At 59.7% G+C, this 13,915-nt stretch carries 13 protein-coding genes; 6 read left to right on the top strand and 7 right to left on the bottom strand.

Going from position 1 to position 13,915, the window contains the following annotated elements; all coding sequences use genetic code 11:
* Positions 1–31: 31 nt before the first annotated feature.
* Entirely contained in the window at positions 32–1,558 is a 1,527-nt protein-coding gene (gpmI, locus tag HX792_RS17700) for a 2,3-bisphosphoglycerate-independent phosphoglycerate mutase (RefSeq protein ID WP_176997283.1), read from the bottom strand.
* Between the two features lie 151 nt (positions 1,559–1,709).
* Between gpmI and HX792_RS17695 the strand changes: the two genes are divergently transcribed.
* The 3 genes from HX792_RS17695 to secB are packed head-to-tail and all read left to right on the top strand — an operon-like array spanning position 1,710 to position 2,901.
* Positions 1,710–2,123: a rhodanese-like domain-containing protein gene (locus HX792_RS17695; protein WP_176997282.1), complete on the top strand. Its 414-nt coding sequence runs from the start codon at positions 1,710–1,712 to the stop codon at positions 2,121–2,123.
* A 1-nt stretch (position 2,124) separates the two neighbouring features.
* On the top strand, positions 2,125–2,379 hold the full coding sequence (gene grxC, locus HX792_RS17690; protein ID WP_033896917.1) for a glutaredoxin 3: 255 nt from the start codon (positions 2,125–2,127) through the stop codon (positions 2,377–2,379).
* 42 nt (positions 2,380–2,421) lie between these two features.
* Positions 2,422–2,901, top strand: a complete 480-nt coding sequence (secB, locus tag HX792_RS17685) for a protein-export chaperone SecB (RefSeq protein ID WP_012721755.1) — start codon at positions 2,422–2,424, stop codon at positions 2,899–2,901.
* Between the two features lie 144 nt (positions 2,902–3,045).
* Here secB and HX792_RS17680 read toward each other — a convergent pair whose 3' ends face one another.
* Entirely contained in the window at positions 3,046–3,501 is a 456-nt protein-coding gene (locus HX792_RS17680; RefSeq protein ID WP_176997281.1) for a tRNA (cytidine(34)-2'-O)-methyltransferase, read from the bottom strand.
* Between HX792_RS17680 and HX792_RS17675 the strand changes: the two genes are divergently transcribed.
* The gene (locus tag HX792_RS17675; protein ID WP_176997280.1) at positions 3,500–3,940 is read left to right on the top strand and encodes a hypothetical protein; all 441 of its coding nucleotides are present in this window, start codon (positions 3,500–3,502) and stop codon (positions 3,938–3,940) included. The genes HX792_RS17680 and HX792_RS17675 overlap by 2 nt on opposite strands.
* 624 nt (positions 3,941–4,564) lie before the next feature.
* Here the strand turns inward: HX792_RS17675 and ntrC are convergent.
* The 4 genes from ntrC to glnA all read right to left on the bottom strand — a co-directional run bounded on the left by ntrC (position 4,565) and on the right by glnA (position 9,518).
* Positions 4,565–6,001 carry a nitrogen regulation protein NR(I) gene (ntrC, locus tag HX792_RS17670; protein WP_176997279.1) on the bottom strand — a complete coding sequence of 479 codons (1,437 nt, stop codon included), beginning with the start codon at positions 5,999–6,001 and terminating at the stop codon, positions 4,565–4,567.
* The gene (gene glnL / locus HX792_RS17665; RefSeq protein ID WP_016979130.1) at positions 5,998–7,083 is read right to left on the bottom strand and encodes a nitrogen regulation protein NR(II); all 1,086 of its coding nucleotides are present in this window, start codon (positions 7,081–7,083) and stop codon (positions 5,998–6,000) included. The genes ntrC and glnL overlap by 4 nt, the downstream gene beginning before the upstream one ends.
* Before the next feature lie 371 nt (positions 7,084–7,454).
* Positions 7,455–7,991, bottom strand: coding sequence for a chorismate mutase (locus HX792_RS17660; protein WP_176997278.1), 537 nt, complete (start codon positions 7,989–7,991; stop codon positions 7,455–7,457).
* Positions 7,992–8,111: 120 nt separating this feature from the next.
* Positions 8,112–9,518, bottom strand: coding sequence for a glutamate--ammonia ligase (gene glnA, locus HX792_RS17655; protein WP_024072899.1), 1,407 nt, complete (start codon positions 9,516–9,518; stop codon positions 8,112–8,114).
* 334 nt (positions 9,519–9,852) lie between these two features.
* Between glnA and thiI the strand changes: the two genes are divergently transcribed.
* Positions 9,853–11,307, top strand: coding sequence for a tRNA uracil 4-sulfurtransferase ThiI (gene thiI, locus HX792_RS17650; protein ID WP_176997277.1), 1,455 nt, complete (start codon positions 9,853–9,855; stop codon positions 11,305–11,307).
* 139 nt (positions 11,308–11,446) lie between these two features.
* Complete coding sequence (gene typA / locus HX792_RS17645; protein ID WP_176997276.1) at positions 11,447–13,267, top strand: translational GTPase TypA; 1,821 nt, start codon at positions 11,447–11,449, stop codon at positions 13,265–13,267.
* Between the two features lie 186 nt (positions 13,268–13,453).
* Here typA and HX792_RS17640 read toward each other — a convergent pair whose 3' ends face one another.
* Complete coding sequence (locus HX792_RS17640; protein WP_176997275.1) at positions 13,454–13,888, bottom strand: YkgJ family cysteine cluster protein; 435 nt, start codon at positions 13,886–13,888, stop codon at positions 13,454–13,456.
* Positions 13,889–13,915 lie beyond the last annotated feature (27 nt).

The raw sequence follows: 13,915 nt of genomic DNA, 5'->3' as shown, positions 1-13,915 counted from the left end.
CTCCCAGAGGGGCTCGCGGCGCTTGTGAGGGTTAAACCAGAATCGAAGTACCGGTCATCTCGGCCGGCTTCTCCAGGCCCATCAGCTTCAGCATGGTTGGCGCCACATCCGCCAGTACGCCGCCTTCACGCACTTTCAAATCACGCTTGCCGACATAGATGAACGGCACCGGCTCGGTGGTGTGGGCGGTGTGGGCCTGGCCGGTAGATTCGTCGGACATCTGCTCGCAGTTGCCGTGGTCGGCGGTGATCAGTGCTTCGCCGCCGACTTTTTCCAGGGCGTCGACGATACGGCCGACGCACGTGTCCAGGCATTCTACGGCCTTGACCGCAGCTTCAAGGTTGCCGCTATGGCCCACCATGTCGCCGTTGGCGTAGTTGACCACAATCACGTCATAACGCTGGTTGTCGATGGCGTCGACGATCTTGTCAGTCACTTCCGGCGCGCTCATTTCCGGCTGCAGGTCGTAGGTGGCGACTTTTGGCGACGGGATCAGGATGCGCTCTTCGCCCGGGAACGGCTCTTCGCGCCCGCCGGAGAAGAAGAAGGTCACGTGGGCGTATTTCTCGGTTTCGGCGATGCGCAGCTGGGTCTTGCCGTTTTTCGCCAGGTAGTCGCCCAGTACGTTTTCCAGACTGCCCGGGGCAAACGCCGACGGGGCCGGGATGTTGGCGGCGTATTGGGTGAGCATCACGAACTCGACTTTCGGCTGGCGCGAGCGCTCGAAGTCCTTGAAACCGTCATCGACAAACACATGGCTCAGCTCGCGGGCGCGGTCGGCGCGGAAGTTCATGAACACCACGGCGTCGCCATCTTCGACCTTTACCGGCTCGCCGATGGTGGTGGCTTTGACGAACTCATCGCTCTCGCCACGGGCGTAGGCAGCTTCCAGGCCTTGCTGGGCGGTGGCGGCGTTGAATTCGGCCTGGCCATTGACGATCAGGTTGTAGGCCTGGGACACGCGGTCCCAGCGGTTGTCGCGGTCCATGGCGAAGTAGCGGCCGACCAGGCTGGCGATGCGGCCTTTGCCCAGCGCGGCGAACGTGGCGTCCAGCAGTTCGATGGACGATTGCGCGCTTTTTGGTGGCGTGTCGCGACCGTCGAGGAAGGCGTGCAGGTAGATCTTGTCGGCGCCGCGCTTGAAGGCCAGTTCGGCCATGGCGACCAGGTGGTCCTGGTGGCTGTGAACGCCGCCGTCGGACAGCAGGCCCATGAAGTGCACGGCCTTGCCCGCTGCAACTGCTTTATCCACCGCCGCGCAGATGGTCGGGTTCTCGAAGAACTCGCCGTCGCGGATCGCTTTGGTCACGCGGGTGAAGTCCTGATATACCACTCGTCCGGCGCCGAGGTTCATGTGGCCGACTTCCGAGTTGCCCATCTGGCCGTCCGGCAGGCCCACGTCCATGCCGGAACCGGAGATCAAGCCGTTGGGTACGGTGGCGGTCAGGCGGTCCAGTACCGGCTTGTTGGCCGAGTACACTGCGTTGTCGTGGTGGCTTTCACTGTGTCCAAAGCCATCGAGAATTATCAGGACCAAAGGTTTAGGCGTAGTAGTCATAGATCCTCTCGCGGCGGTAATAAAGGAAGACAATTGAAAAGGGAGTGGCAGTTTAAAGCGAAGTTCCGACGACGTCACCGCTTTACGGGGGTTGGCCCCCCCTGACGGCTGTGTATACTTACCGCCATTTTAACGCCCTGGAACCTCCTTGATGGTTGATCACCTGATTGCATTTGCCACTGCCCACTACCTGCTCGTGGGTGCCTTCGTCATCCTGCTGGCGCTGCTGATCGCTCATGAATTGAGCCGCGGTGGCCGCAGCCTGAGCACGGCGGAGCTGACCGCGCTGGTCAACAAGGATGAGGCCGTTGTCGTGGATATCCGTCCGGCCAAGGAATTCGCCACCGGCCATATCGTCGGTGCCCTGAACATTCCACAGGACAAGCTGATCGCGCGCCTGGCCGAGCTTGAAAAGCACAAGGCCAAGACCATCATCCTGGTCGATGCCCAAGGCCAGCACGCCGGCACCCACGCCCGCGAAATGCTCAAGACCGGTTTCACCGCCGCCAAACTGTCTGGTGGTATCAGCAGCTGGCGCGCCGATAACCTGCCGCTGGTGAAGTGATATGAGCCAGGTTGTCGTGTATTCCAGCGATTGGTGCCCTTACTGCATGCGGGCCAAGGCTTTGCTTGAGAAAAAGGGCGTTGCCTTCGAAGAGATCAAGGTCGACGGCAAACCCCAGGTGCGTGCCGAAATGGCCCAGAAGGCGGGGCGCACGTCCGTGCCGCAGATCTGGATTGGCGCCAGGCACATCGGTGGTTGCGACGACCTGTTCGCCCTGGAGCGCGCCGGTAAACTCGATGCGCTGCTGCTCGTCTGACTCCTAAACCCTAAAAGACCCCAAGATCAAGAAGGATCTGCGATGACTGACCAACAGAACACCGAAGCAGCAGAAGCTCAAGGCCCACAGTTTTCGCTGCAGCGGATCTACGTGCGTGACCTGTCGTTCGAAGCGCCGAAAAGCCCGGCGATCTTCCGTCAGGAATGGACCCCAAGCGTTGCGCTGGACCTGAACACCCGTCAGAAAGCCCTTGAAGGTGACTTCCATGAAGTCGTGCTGACCCTGTCGGTGACCGTCAAGAACGGCGAAGAAGTGGCCTTCATCGCTGAAGTGCAACAGGCCGGTATCTTCCTGATCCAGGGCCTGGACGAAGCGTCCATGAGCCACACCCTGGGCGCGTTCTGCCCGAACATCCTGTTCCCGTATGCCCGTGAGACCTTGGACAGCCTGGTCACCCGCGGCTCGTTCCCTGCGCTGATGCTGGCTCCGGTGAACTTCGATGCCCTGTACGCTCAAGAGCTGCAGCGCATGCAACAGGAAGGTTCGTCGACGGTTCAGTAAGCCGACGATGTAAAAAAGCGCCATAACCGGCGCTTTTTTTATGCCCTGTAGGAGCCGGCTTGCCGGCGATGAGGCCCTTGAAATCGATGCACTATTCAAGGTCGCCATCGCCGGCAAGCCGGCTCCTACAAAGGGTGATGTGTGTTATTTGAAGCCCAGTTGGCGCCAGCCCTCGTAGACGGCAACCGCCACGGTGTTGGACAGGTTCAGGCTGCGGCAGCCCTCGCGCATCGGCAAGCGCAGGCGATGGCCGTCGGGCAGGGCGTCCAGTACCTCGGCCGGCAGGCCACGGCTTTCAGGCCCGAAGAGGAAGGCGTCGCCTTCGGCAAAGCTGACATCATGGAACGGCTGCGAGCCCTTGGTGGTGAACGCGAACAGCCGTGGCTGCCCCAGGCTTTCCAGGCAACTGGCCAGGTCGGCATGGCGCTGGAGGGTGGCGTACTCGTGGTAGTCCAGCCCGGCGCGGCGCAGGCGCTTGTCGTCCATGTCGAAGCCCAGGGGCTCGATCAAATGCAGGTGGCAGCCACTGTTGGCGCACAGCCTGATAACGTTGCCGGTGTTCGGCGGAATTTCTGGTTGAAAAAGGATGACGTGAAACATGCACGGCTCCGAAGGTAAAGATGCGCTGCATTCTACCCCTGAAGACGATCCAAGACCGAAGCTATTGCCGCGGGTGATGGGCTCTTTGGCGATTGTGGGGCTGATGATCGGCTTGATGATCGGCCGCCTGACCACGCCCGACCCCGTCGAACTGCAGCAGGTCGAGACAGCGGCGGATGGCGTGGTGGTGTGGTTCAACAGCGAACCCAAGCTGCACGGCGAGCATATCGACGGCACCGTGGCCTTGCTGTTCGACGCCCAGGGCAAGGCGGCCAGCGGGCAACTCAAGGTCAATGACAAGGATGTGAACTGGCGCGTGCGCAAGACCGATGGCGGCCTGCTGCTGAACCTGGTGGCGGCCCGGCCGTTGCGTGGAGAGTGGAGGGGGGAGAAGGTCGATGGCCGCTGGCGGCTGGAGATCCATCTCCAGGAGCAATAAAAGAGGGAATCCCCGGCCTGCCTGTACCAAGGTCCCCGAAACGGGCTGGGGCTATGGGCGCTGTGCCACATAAGCCCCGGGTGTAAAGAAGGGAGTTCCCGGCCTGCCTGTACCAGGGCTCCCAAAACGGGGTGAAGCCTTCAAGGCTTCGGTGTTAAAGAGGGAATCCCCGGCCTGCCTGTACCGAGGTTCCCCAAAGCGGTGTGGAGCGCGACGCGGTTCGCATCAAGCACCCCGGGTGTAAAGAGGGGATTCTCGGCCTGCCTGTACCAAGGTCCCCGAAACTGGGTTGTACAAGGGTTATTGCAGGGCGCGTGCCAGAGTGGCCAGGTTGTACCAAAAAATTTCTCCAGAAAGCGCAAAGCCCCGGAATACGGGGCTTTGGTGTTTTTGGTCTTTGGATTCTTTTCAGCAAGGCTGAAGTTTCAGGCATTGGATCCGTGCCCGATGCTAGTTCATGGTGCATTGAAGCGGTGCACGGTATTCGGTCCAACACAAAACAACTGTGGGAGCTGGCTTGCCTGCGATGGCGGTATTTCAGTCGACATATTCGGTGACTGACACACCGCCATCGCGGGCAAGCCCGGCTCCCACATTAGATTTTCAGCGATTCAGAAATGGAGTTCAGGCTTCATCGCCCTCGTCATCATCCCCACCATCAACCTTCATCCCCAATTCCTTGATCTTGCGCGTCAAGGTGTTGCGGCCCCAGCCCAGCAGTACGGCGGCGTCGCGGCGGCGACCTGCGGTGTGCTTGAGCGCGGTTTCGATCATGATCCGCTCGAACGCCGGTACGGCGCTGTCCAGCAGGTTCGACTGGCCGCGTGCCAGGGCCTGGTCGGCCCATTGGCGCAGGGCCTGCTCCCAGTTGGTCACCGGTGCCGAATCCTGCGGCAGGCTCAACAGCTCGGGCGGCAGGTCACTGATGTGCACTTCGCGTCCGGACGCCATCACCGTGATCCAGCGGCAAGTGTTCTCCAGCTGGCGCACGTTGCCCGGCCATGGCAGGTTCTTCAGGTACTCCTCGGTCTCGCTTTTCAGCAGCTTCGGCTCCACGGCCAGCTCCTGGGCGGCGCGGCTGAGGAAGTGGCGGGCGAGGGTCGGGATGTCTTCGCGACGGTCCGACATGCGCGGAATATGGATGCGGATCACGTTGAGGCGGTGGAACAAGTCCTCACGGAACTTGCCGGCGTGCACCAGGGTTTCCAGGTTCTGGTGGGTCGCGGCGATGATGCGCACGTCCACCTTGACTGGCGTGTGCCCGCCCACGCGATAGAACTCGCCGTCGGCCAGTACACGCAGCAGGCGCGTCTGGGTGTCGGCAGGCATGTCACCGATTTCGTCGAGGAACAAGGTGCCGCCATCGGCCTGTTCAAAACGGCCGCGACGCAGGTTGGCCGCGCCGGTGAAGGCGCCTTTTTCATGGCCGAACAGCTCGGATTCCATCAAGTCCTTGGGAATGGCCGCCATGTTCAGCGCGATGAACGGCGAGGCCGCCCGTGGGCTGTGGCGGTGCAGGGCGTGGGCCACCAGTTCTTTACCGGTGCCCGACTCGCCGTTGATCAGCACGGTGATGTTGGAGTGGCTCAAACGCCCAATGGCGCGAAACACTTCCTGCATCGCCGGCGCTTCACCGATGATTTCCGGGGTGCGGGTCAGGGTGGGTGGAGCTTCCTGGCTCTGCTGTTCCTGGGCGTGCTGGTTGGCGCGCTTGACCAGCGCCACCGCCTCGTCCACGTCGAACGGCTTGGGCAGGTATTCAAAGGCGCCGCCCTGGTAGGAAGCGACAGCGCTGTCCAGGTCCGAGTGCGCGGTCATGATGATCACCGGCAGGCGCGGGTGCTGCTCGCGAATGCGGGCCAGCAAGTCCAGGCCACTGGCGCCGGGCATGCGGATATCCGAGATGATCACATCCGGCTGCTGACGGGCCAGGCGGCTCATCACCCCATCGGCGCTGTCGAAGCTCTGGGTGGTCATGCCTTCCTGTTGCAAGGCTTTCTCGAGGACCCAGCGGATAGAACGGTCGTCATCGACGATCCAGACAGTTTCACTACGGCTCATGTCGATGGGGCTCCTTGTTCCAGAGGCAGAAAGATCGAGAAAGTGGTGTGGCCAGGATGGCTCTCACATTCGATCAGACCCTGGTGCTGGCTGATGATGTTCTGGGTAATGGCCAGGCCCAGCCCGGTGCCATCCGGGCGGCCGCTGACCATGGGAAAGAAGATGGTTTCCTGAAGTTCCGCAGGAATGCCCGGGCCGTTGTCGATGATCTCGACCTTGGTCACCAGGCGATGGCGCACATGGCCGATGGTGAACTGGCGCAGGGCGCGGGTGCGCAGGCTGATGCGGCCCAGGCGCAGCTCGTTCTGGCTGCTGATGGCCTGCATGGCGTTGCGCACGATGTTGAGCACCGCCTGGATCATCTGTTCGCGGTCGATCAAGACGTCGGGAATGCTCGGGTCATAGTCGCGCACCAAGGTGATGCAGCCCTGGCTTTCGGCCTCGACCAATTGGCAGACGCGCTCGAGCACCTCGTGCACGTTGGTCATCGCCAGCGACGGCAACTTGTTGGAGCCGAGCATGCGGTCCACCAGGTTACGCAGGCGGTCGGCTTCTTCGATGATGACGTTGGTGTAGTCCTTGAGATTCTCGTCGGGCAGCTCGCGGGCCAGCAATTGCGCCGCGCCGCGAATCCCGCCCAGGGGGTTCTTGATCTCATGGGCCAGGCCGCGCACCAGCATCTTGCTGGTTTCCTGCTTGGACAGCTGGGCTTCTTCCTTGGTGATACGCAGCAGGCGGTCGCGGGGGTGTACCTCAAGCAGCAGCAGGGTCGCGCCGTTGCTCAGGATCGGGGTCACGGCGTAGTCGACGGTCAGGGTCTGGCCGGTGAGCGCCGTGAGCATCGCCTCACGCTTGGTAAAGGGGTGTGCCTGCTCCACTGCCTGGCGCAACGAGCTCAGGGCTTCGGCCGACTCGGTGAACAATTCGCTGATGAACTGCCCATGGCTGCGCTGGCCGCTGATGGCCAGGAGCATCTCCGCCGCCGGGTTCATGTACTCAAGACGCAGGTCGTCATTGAGCAGGATGGTCGCGGTGGTCAGGTTGTCGAGTAGCAAACGGTGCAGTGCATCGCTGATGGTCATCAGGACCTCTTTTGGAGCAAGGCGCGGGCTTCGGGCACACGCTGATACAAGGAAAATGCAAAAACCAAACCAAGGCTCCGAAAAGAAGCGCGAAACCCCTGAAATGGGGGTTTTAGGCGCGAAACTGTGGCGTTCTGCCAGCTCGCTCGGGAAGTTTCGAACCAAAATGGGCTGAGTCGATGGGAAGGGTGCAGCCTATCGCACCAATATAGTGCGGTTTTGTGAAGGTTGTTCAGGAAGTGAAGGTTGGCGATGAGTTGACTGCGAGACTGGGTAAGTGTGGGAGCTGGCTTGCCTGCGATAGCGGTCTTGAATGTGCCGAAGCTATCGCAGGCAAGCCAGTTCCCACATTTTGATGGGGTTTGCAGGCTTTAGCCTTTGTGGATGCACAGCTCGGCGGTGGCGCGGATCATCGCCAGTTGTTGCATCGGTTCGTTCAGCGGCTCATGGACGGCCTGGGCGAGCCATTGCGGGCATTGTGGGTCGGTGCGTTGCGGGGTGAAGTCCGCCAGTTGCTTGAGCAGGCGCTTCTGCAATTCGTCGAGGCGGGGGCGAATCTGCTTCACCAGGTCCGGGCGTGGATCGTCGGGCGCCTTGCCCTGGAACTGCCAGTCGGACAGCAGGGTGTATTGCACCAGTTTGTTGGCTTCGATTTGCGCCGAGAAAAACTGCTCGGCGGCGGCAGGGCTCAGTTTGTAGCCCGGCGCTTGGGCGGCAACGCTGGCGATCACCTCTTGTTCGCGCGTCTTGTCCTCCACGGGCTTGTGGCTGTCCCATTTGCTCAGGGCGACCTGTTCGGCGATCTGCAGGCGTTCGGCGATGCTGTTGAGCAGGGGTTCGAGCGTGGGTGGCGCAGCGTGGGCACTGGCGCTCGCGAATAACAGGGCAAATAAGAGTCGACGTTTCAACGGTGATCTCCTGATGGGAGGGCGCCAGCCCTCTTTTATAGTGTTCAAAAAGCCTGGGCAAAAAAAAGACCTCCCGAAGGAGGCCTTTCTTGTCACGCTACGTCAAGTAGCGCTACTGGATTAGCAGCTGTAGTACAGCTCGTATTCCAGTGGGTGCACGAAGGTGCGTACTTTGATTTCTTCTTCGCTTTTCAGCTCGATGTAAGCATCGATGAAGTCGTCGCTGAATACGCCGCCTTTGGTCAGGAACGCACGGCCCTTGTCCAGCTCTTCCAGGGCTTCTTTCAGGCTGCCGCACACTTGTGGGATCTCTTTGGCCTCTTCAGGCGGCAGGTCGTACAAGTTTTTGTCGGCGGCATCGCCAGGGTGGATCTTGTTCTGGATACCGTCCAGACCCGCCATTACCAGGGCAGCGAAGGCCAGGTATGGGTTGGCTGCTGGATCCGGGAAGCGGGCTTCGATACGGCGAGCGCGAGGGCTGGACACGTAAGGAATACGGATCGAGGCGGAACGGTTGCGAGCCGAGTAGGCCAGCATTACTGGAGCTTCGAAACCTGGGACCAGACGCTTGTAGGAGTTGGTCGACGGGTTGGTGAAGCCGTTCAGGGCCTTACCGTGCTTGATGATACCGCCGATGAAGTACAGGGCAGTGTCGGACAGGCCGGCATAACCTTCGCCGGCGAAGGTGTTTTTGCCTTCTTTAGCGATGGACAGGTGAACGTGCATGCCCGAACCGTTATCGCCGTACAGTGGCTTAGGCATGAAGGTAGCGGTACGGCCGTAGGCATCAGCCACGTTGTGTACGCAGTACTTCAGGGTCTGAACTTCGTCAGCCTTGGCAACCAGGGTGTTGAACTTCACGCCGATTTCGTTCTGGCCGGCAGTCGCCACTTCGTGGTGGTGAACTTCGATGACCAGGCCCATTTCTTCCATGGCGTTGCACATGGAGGTACGGATTTCGTGGTCGTGGTCGAACGGCGGAACTGGGAAGTAGCCACCTTTGATACCTGGACGGTGGCCTTTGTTGCCGCCTTCCACGTCCTGGTCGGACATCCACGAACCTTGTTCGGAGAAGATCTTGAACATGGAACCGGAGATGTCGGACTTGAACTTGACCGAATCAAAGATGAAGAATTCTGGCTCTGGGCCTACGAATACGGTGTCGCCGATACCGGTCGACTTCAGGTATTCCTCGGCACGCTTGGCGATCGCACGTGGGTCGCGGTCGTAGCCTTGCATGGTCGAAGGCTCGATCACGTCGCAGACGATGATCAGGGTTGGGTCTTCGGTGAACGGGTCGAGCACGGCAGTGCTGTCGTCCGGCATCAGGATCATGTCGGAAGCTTCAATGCCTTTCCAGCCAGCGATGGAGGAACCGTCGAACATTTTGCCTTCTTCGAAGAAAGCATCATCCAGCGCGTCGCGAGCCGGCATGGTCACGTGGTGCTGAGTACCTTTGGTGTCCGTGAAGCGCAGATCAATCCATTTAACGTCATGATCTTTGATGAGTTGAACCGACTTCGACATGGTGTCCTCCGGGTGGCTTCGGGCTGGGGTAGTGGAGTTAGCCCTTAGAATGTGGGTGATGCCGGCGCGGATACTCCGCCAAGGCAACCTGCCTCACAAGAGAGCAAATTGCATGCCAGTGCGCCAACATGGCCTTTTTGCCTCAAAATGGCCCCTATAACGGTGCAATCCGCTGAAACGGAAAAAATAACGCACTGCAATGTAGCGTTAATTCTCGTAAATGACCCGTTTTGGTGCGCGAAGCGTGTTGTGCATATTAACTGGTTAAACCTTGAGCGATTTCCGCTATAATCCGCGCCCCCCTTTTTCAGCAGGCCCGGCGCGCGCTGTTTCCATGAAATTAATCGTTAAAGTCTTCCCCGAGATCACCATCAAGAGCCGACCGGTACGGACGCGTTTCATCCGTCAATTGGCCAAGAACATCCGTGCCGTGCTCCGAGACCTGGACCCGGCTGTGGTGGTGAACGGCGTGTGGGACAACCTCGAGCTGGAAACCCGCATCACCGACGCCAAAGCCTTGAAGGACATGACCGAGCGCCTGAGCTGCATGCCGGGCATCGCGCATTTCCTGCAGGTGGATGAGTACCCGCTGGGCGACTTCGACGACATCACCGAGAAGTGCAAGCAGCACTACGGTGACTCGCTGACCGGCAAGATCTTTTCGGTGCGCTGCAAGCGTGCCGGCAAGCACCCGTTCAGCTCCATGGACGTCGAGAAATACGTCGGCAGCAAGCTGCGTCGCGAGTGCGGCGCGGCAGGAATCTCGCTGAAAACACCGGAAATCGAAGTCCGTATCGAAATTCGCGACCAACGGTTGTTTGTGATCCACAGCCAGCACAACAGCATCGGCGGCTACCCGCTGGGCGCCCTGGAACAGACCCTGGTCCTCATGTCCGGCGGTTTCGATTCCACGGTGGCGGCCTACCAGATCATGCGCCGTGGCCTGATGAGCCACTTCTGCTTCTTTAATCTGGGCGGGCGTGCACACGAATTGGGCGTGATGGAAGTTGCGCACTTTATCTGGAAGAAATACGGCAGCTCCCAACGCGTGCTATTTGTGAGCGTACCGTTCGAGGAAGTGCTGGGAGAAATTCTCGGTAAAGTCGATAACGGTCATATGGGCGTAGTATTGAAGCGTATGATGTTGCGCGCGGCGTCGAGCATTGCCGACCGCCTGCACATTGATGCGCTGGTGACCGGTGAAGCGATCTCCCAGGTGTCCAGCCAGACGCTGCCCAACCTGTCGATCATCGATTGCGTCACCGAGAAGCTGGTATTGCGCCCGCTGATCGCCAGCCACAAGCAGGACATCATCGACCTGGCAGAAGAAATCGGCACCGCCGACTTTGCCAAGCACATGCCTGAATACTGCGGGGTCATTTCGGTGAACCCCAAGACCCACGCCAAGCGTTACCGCGTGGAGCATGAAGAGAAAGAATTCGACATGGCGATCCTGGAGCGTGCGCTCGAGAACGCCAAGCTGGTCCCGATCGATCGCGTGATCGACGAACTGGGCCAGGATGTGAAGATCGAAGAAGTCAGCGAAGCCCTGGCCGGCCAGATCGTCATCGACATCCGTCACCCGGATGCCGCTGAGGATGAGCCACTGGAAATCGCTGGCATCGACGTGCAAACGCTGCCGTTCTACGCACTGAACGCGCGTTTCAAGGAACTGGATAACAGCCGTCAGTACCTGCTGTATTGCGACAAAGGCGTGATGAGTCGCCTGCATGCCCACCATTTGCTCAGTGAGGGGCATGCCAATGTGCGCGTTTATCGACCGAGCTAAGAGCCCGGGGCTGTTTGCCTGTGGCCTGCGTCACCGGCCCCCCGACTCTGCCGTCAAGCTGTAACGGCAAGGCCTGACTCTACTGTTAATCGCTGCCACGACCTGTCAGCACACCGAATCCTCTGATCGAGATACACAAGTGATCGAAAATCTACGTAACATCGCCATCATTGCTCACGTTGACCATGGTAAAACCACCCTGGTAGACAAACTCCTGCGTCAATCCGGCACCCTGGAGCGCAACGAGCTCAACGACGAGCGCGTGATGGACTCCAACGACCAGGAAAAAGAGCGCGGTATTACCATCCTGGCAAAAAACACCGCCATCAACTGGAACGGCTACCACATCAACATCGTGGACACCCCGGGCCACGCCGACTTCGGCGGCGAAGTAGAACGCGTAATGTCGATGGTTGACTCCGTTCTGCTGTTGGTTGATGCCCAGGACGGCCCTATGCCGCAAACCCGTTTCGTGACCAAGAAGGCGTTCGAAGCCGGCCTGCGTCCGATCGTGTGCATCAACAAGGTTGACCGTCCAGGCGCGCGTCCGGACTGGGTTCTGGACCAGATCTTCGACCTGTTCGACAACCTGGGTGCCACCGAAGAACAGCTGGACTTCAAAGTCGTCTATGCCTCGGCCCTGAACGGTATTGCCGGTCTGGACCACACCGACATGGCTGAAGACATGACCCCGCTGTACCAGTCGATCGTCGACAACGTACCAGCACCGGCTGTTGACCGTGACGGCGCGTTCCAGATGCAGATCTCCGCACTGGACTACAACAGCTTCCTGGGTGTTATCGGCGTTGGCCGTATCGCTCGTGGTCGCGTCAAGCCGAACACCCCGGTTGTCGCTATCGGCGCCGACGGCAAGAAGCGCAACGGTCGTATCCTGAAGCTGATGGGTCACCACGGTCTGCACCGTGTAGACGTTGAAGAAGCAGCTGCCGGCGACATCGTGTGCATCAGCGGTATGGACTCGCTGTTCATCTCCGACACCCTGTGCCACCCGGACACCGTCGAGGCGATGAAGCCTCTGACCGTTGACGAGCCAACCGTTTCCATGACCTTCCAGGTAAACGACTCGCCTTTCTGCGGTAAAGAAGGCAAGTTCGTGACCTCCCGTAACATCAAGGAGCGTCTGGACAAAGAGCTGCTGTACAACGTTGCTCTGCGCGTTGAAGAAGGCGACTCGGCTGACAAGTTCAAGGTTTCCGGCCGTGGTGAGCTGCACCTCTCGGTACTGATCGAAACCATGCGTCGCGAAGGCTTCGAAATGGGCGTTGGTCGTCCGGAAGTGATCATCCGTCAGGTTGACGGCGTGAAGCAGGAACCGTTCGAAAACGTCACCATCGACACCCCGGAAGAATCCCAGGGCAAGGTGATGGAAGAGATGGGTCTGCGTAAAGGCGACCTGACCAACATGGTGCCGGATGGCAAAGGCCGTGTACGTCTGGAATACAACATCCCTGCTCGTGGTCTGATCGGTTTCCGTAACCAGTTCCTGACCCTGACCAACGGTGCTGGCATCCTGACCTCGATCTTCGATCGCTACGACACCATGAAGTCCGGCGACATGTCCGGCCGTCAGAACGGTGTTCTGGTATCGGTAGAAACCGGCAAGGCACTGACCTACTCCCTGGAAACCCTCCAGGCGCGTGGCAAGCTGTTCGTTGAACACGGTCAAGAGATCTACAACGGCCAGATCGTTGGTCTGAACAGCCGTGACAACGACATGGGCGTCAACCCAACCAAAGGCAAGAAGCTCGACAACATGCGTGCTTCGGGTAAAGACGAAACCATCGCCCTGGTTCCACCTGTTCGCTTCACCCTGGAACAGGCTCTGGAATTCATCCAGGACGACGAGCTGTGCGAAGTGACACCTAAGTCGATCCGCCTGCGTAAGAAGATCCTGGACGAAGGCGAGCGTACCCGCGCTGCCAAGAAAGCCAAGAACTGAGTTAACTCAGGCTGAATGAAAAACGCCCCCGGTCGAAAGGCCGGGGGCGTTTTTTTATGCCTGTGATGAGTGTGTTGTTTGTACCGGCCTCATCGCGGGCAAGCCCGCTCCCACAGGGGAATGCATTCCAAGTGTGGGAGCTGGCTTGCCTGCGATGGGGGCCGCACAGTCGCCAAAGACGTTGGATCAGAATTTATCGAGTGTGCGCAAATTGGTCTCGCGCACCACTTCTTTCGGCTTGTACGCGCAATACCCCGGGCGTGGCCCGATTTTCGGGTGGTTGCGGCACGTGTCCGGGCGCTTGTCATAAATAGTGCAGAAGCGCGTCTTACGATCCAGGTACAGGCAATCGTTGTTGCTCATGCGCTGCAGGGTAAAGATCTCGGACTTGGAATTGAAACGCTCGACGATGCCTTCCTTCTGCAAACGCTTGGCGATGTTCTTCGGCGGGTCGCCACGCTCGAACTCATCGACGATGCCAATGCGGATCAGGTCTTTGATCTTCACTTCCACCGGCAGCGTGCAGCAGCTGGACACGCAGCCCCCACACATGTGGGCGGAGTATTTCTGCCAAGTCTCGAGACGGTCGAGTTCCGCGGCGGCGATCAGTTGAGGCTTCATCAGGGTTCCAAGGTGGGGCGTTATCCG

This window comes from Pseudomonas sp. B6002 (assembly GCF_013385985.1).
Lineage (GTDB): Bacteria > Pseudomonadota > Gammaproteobacteria > Pseudomonadales > Pseudomonadaceae > Aquipseudomonas.
Note: the sequence above shows the minus strand (reverse complement) of the source record. Positions and strands in the feature narration are given on the sequence as shown.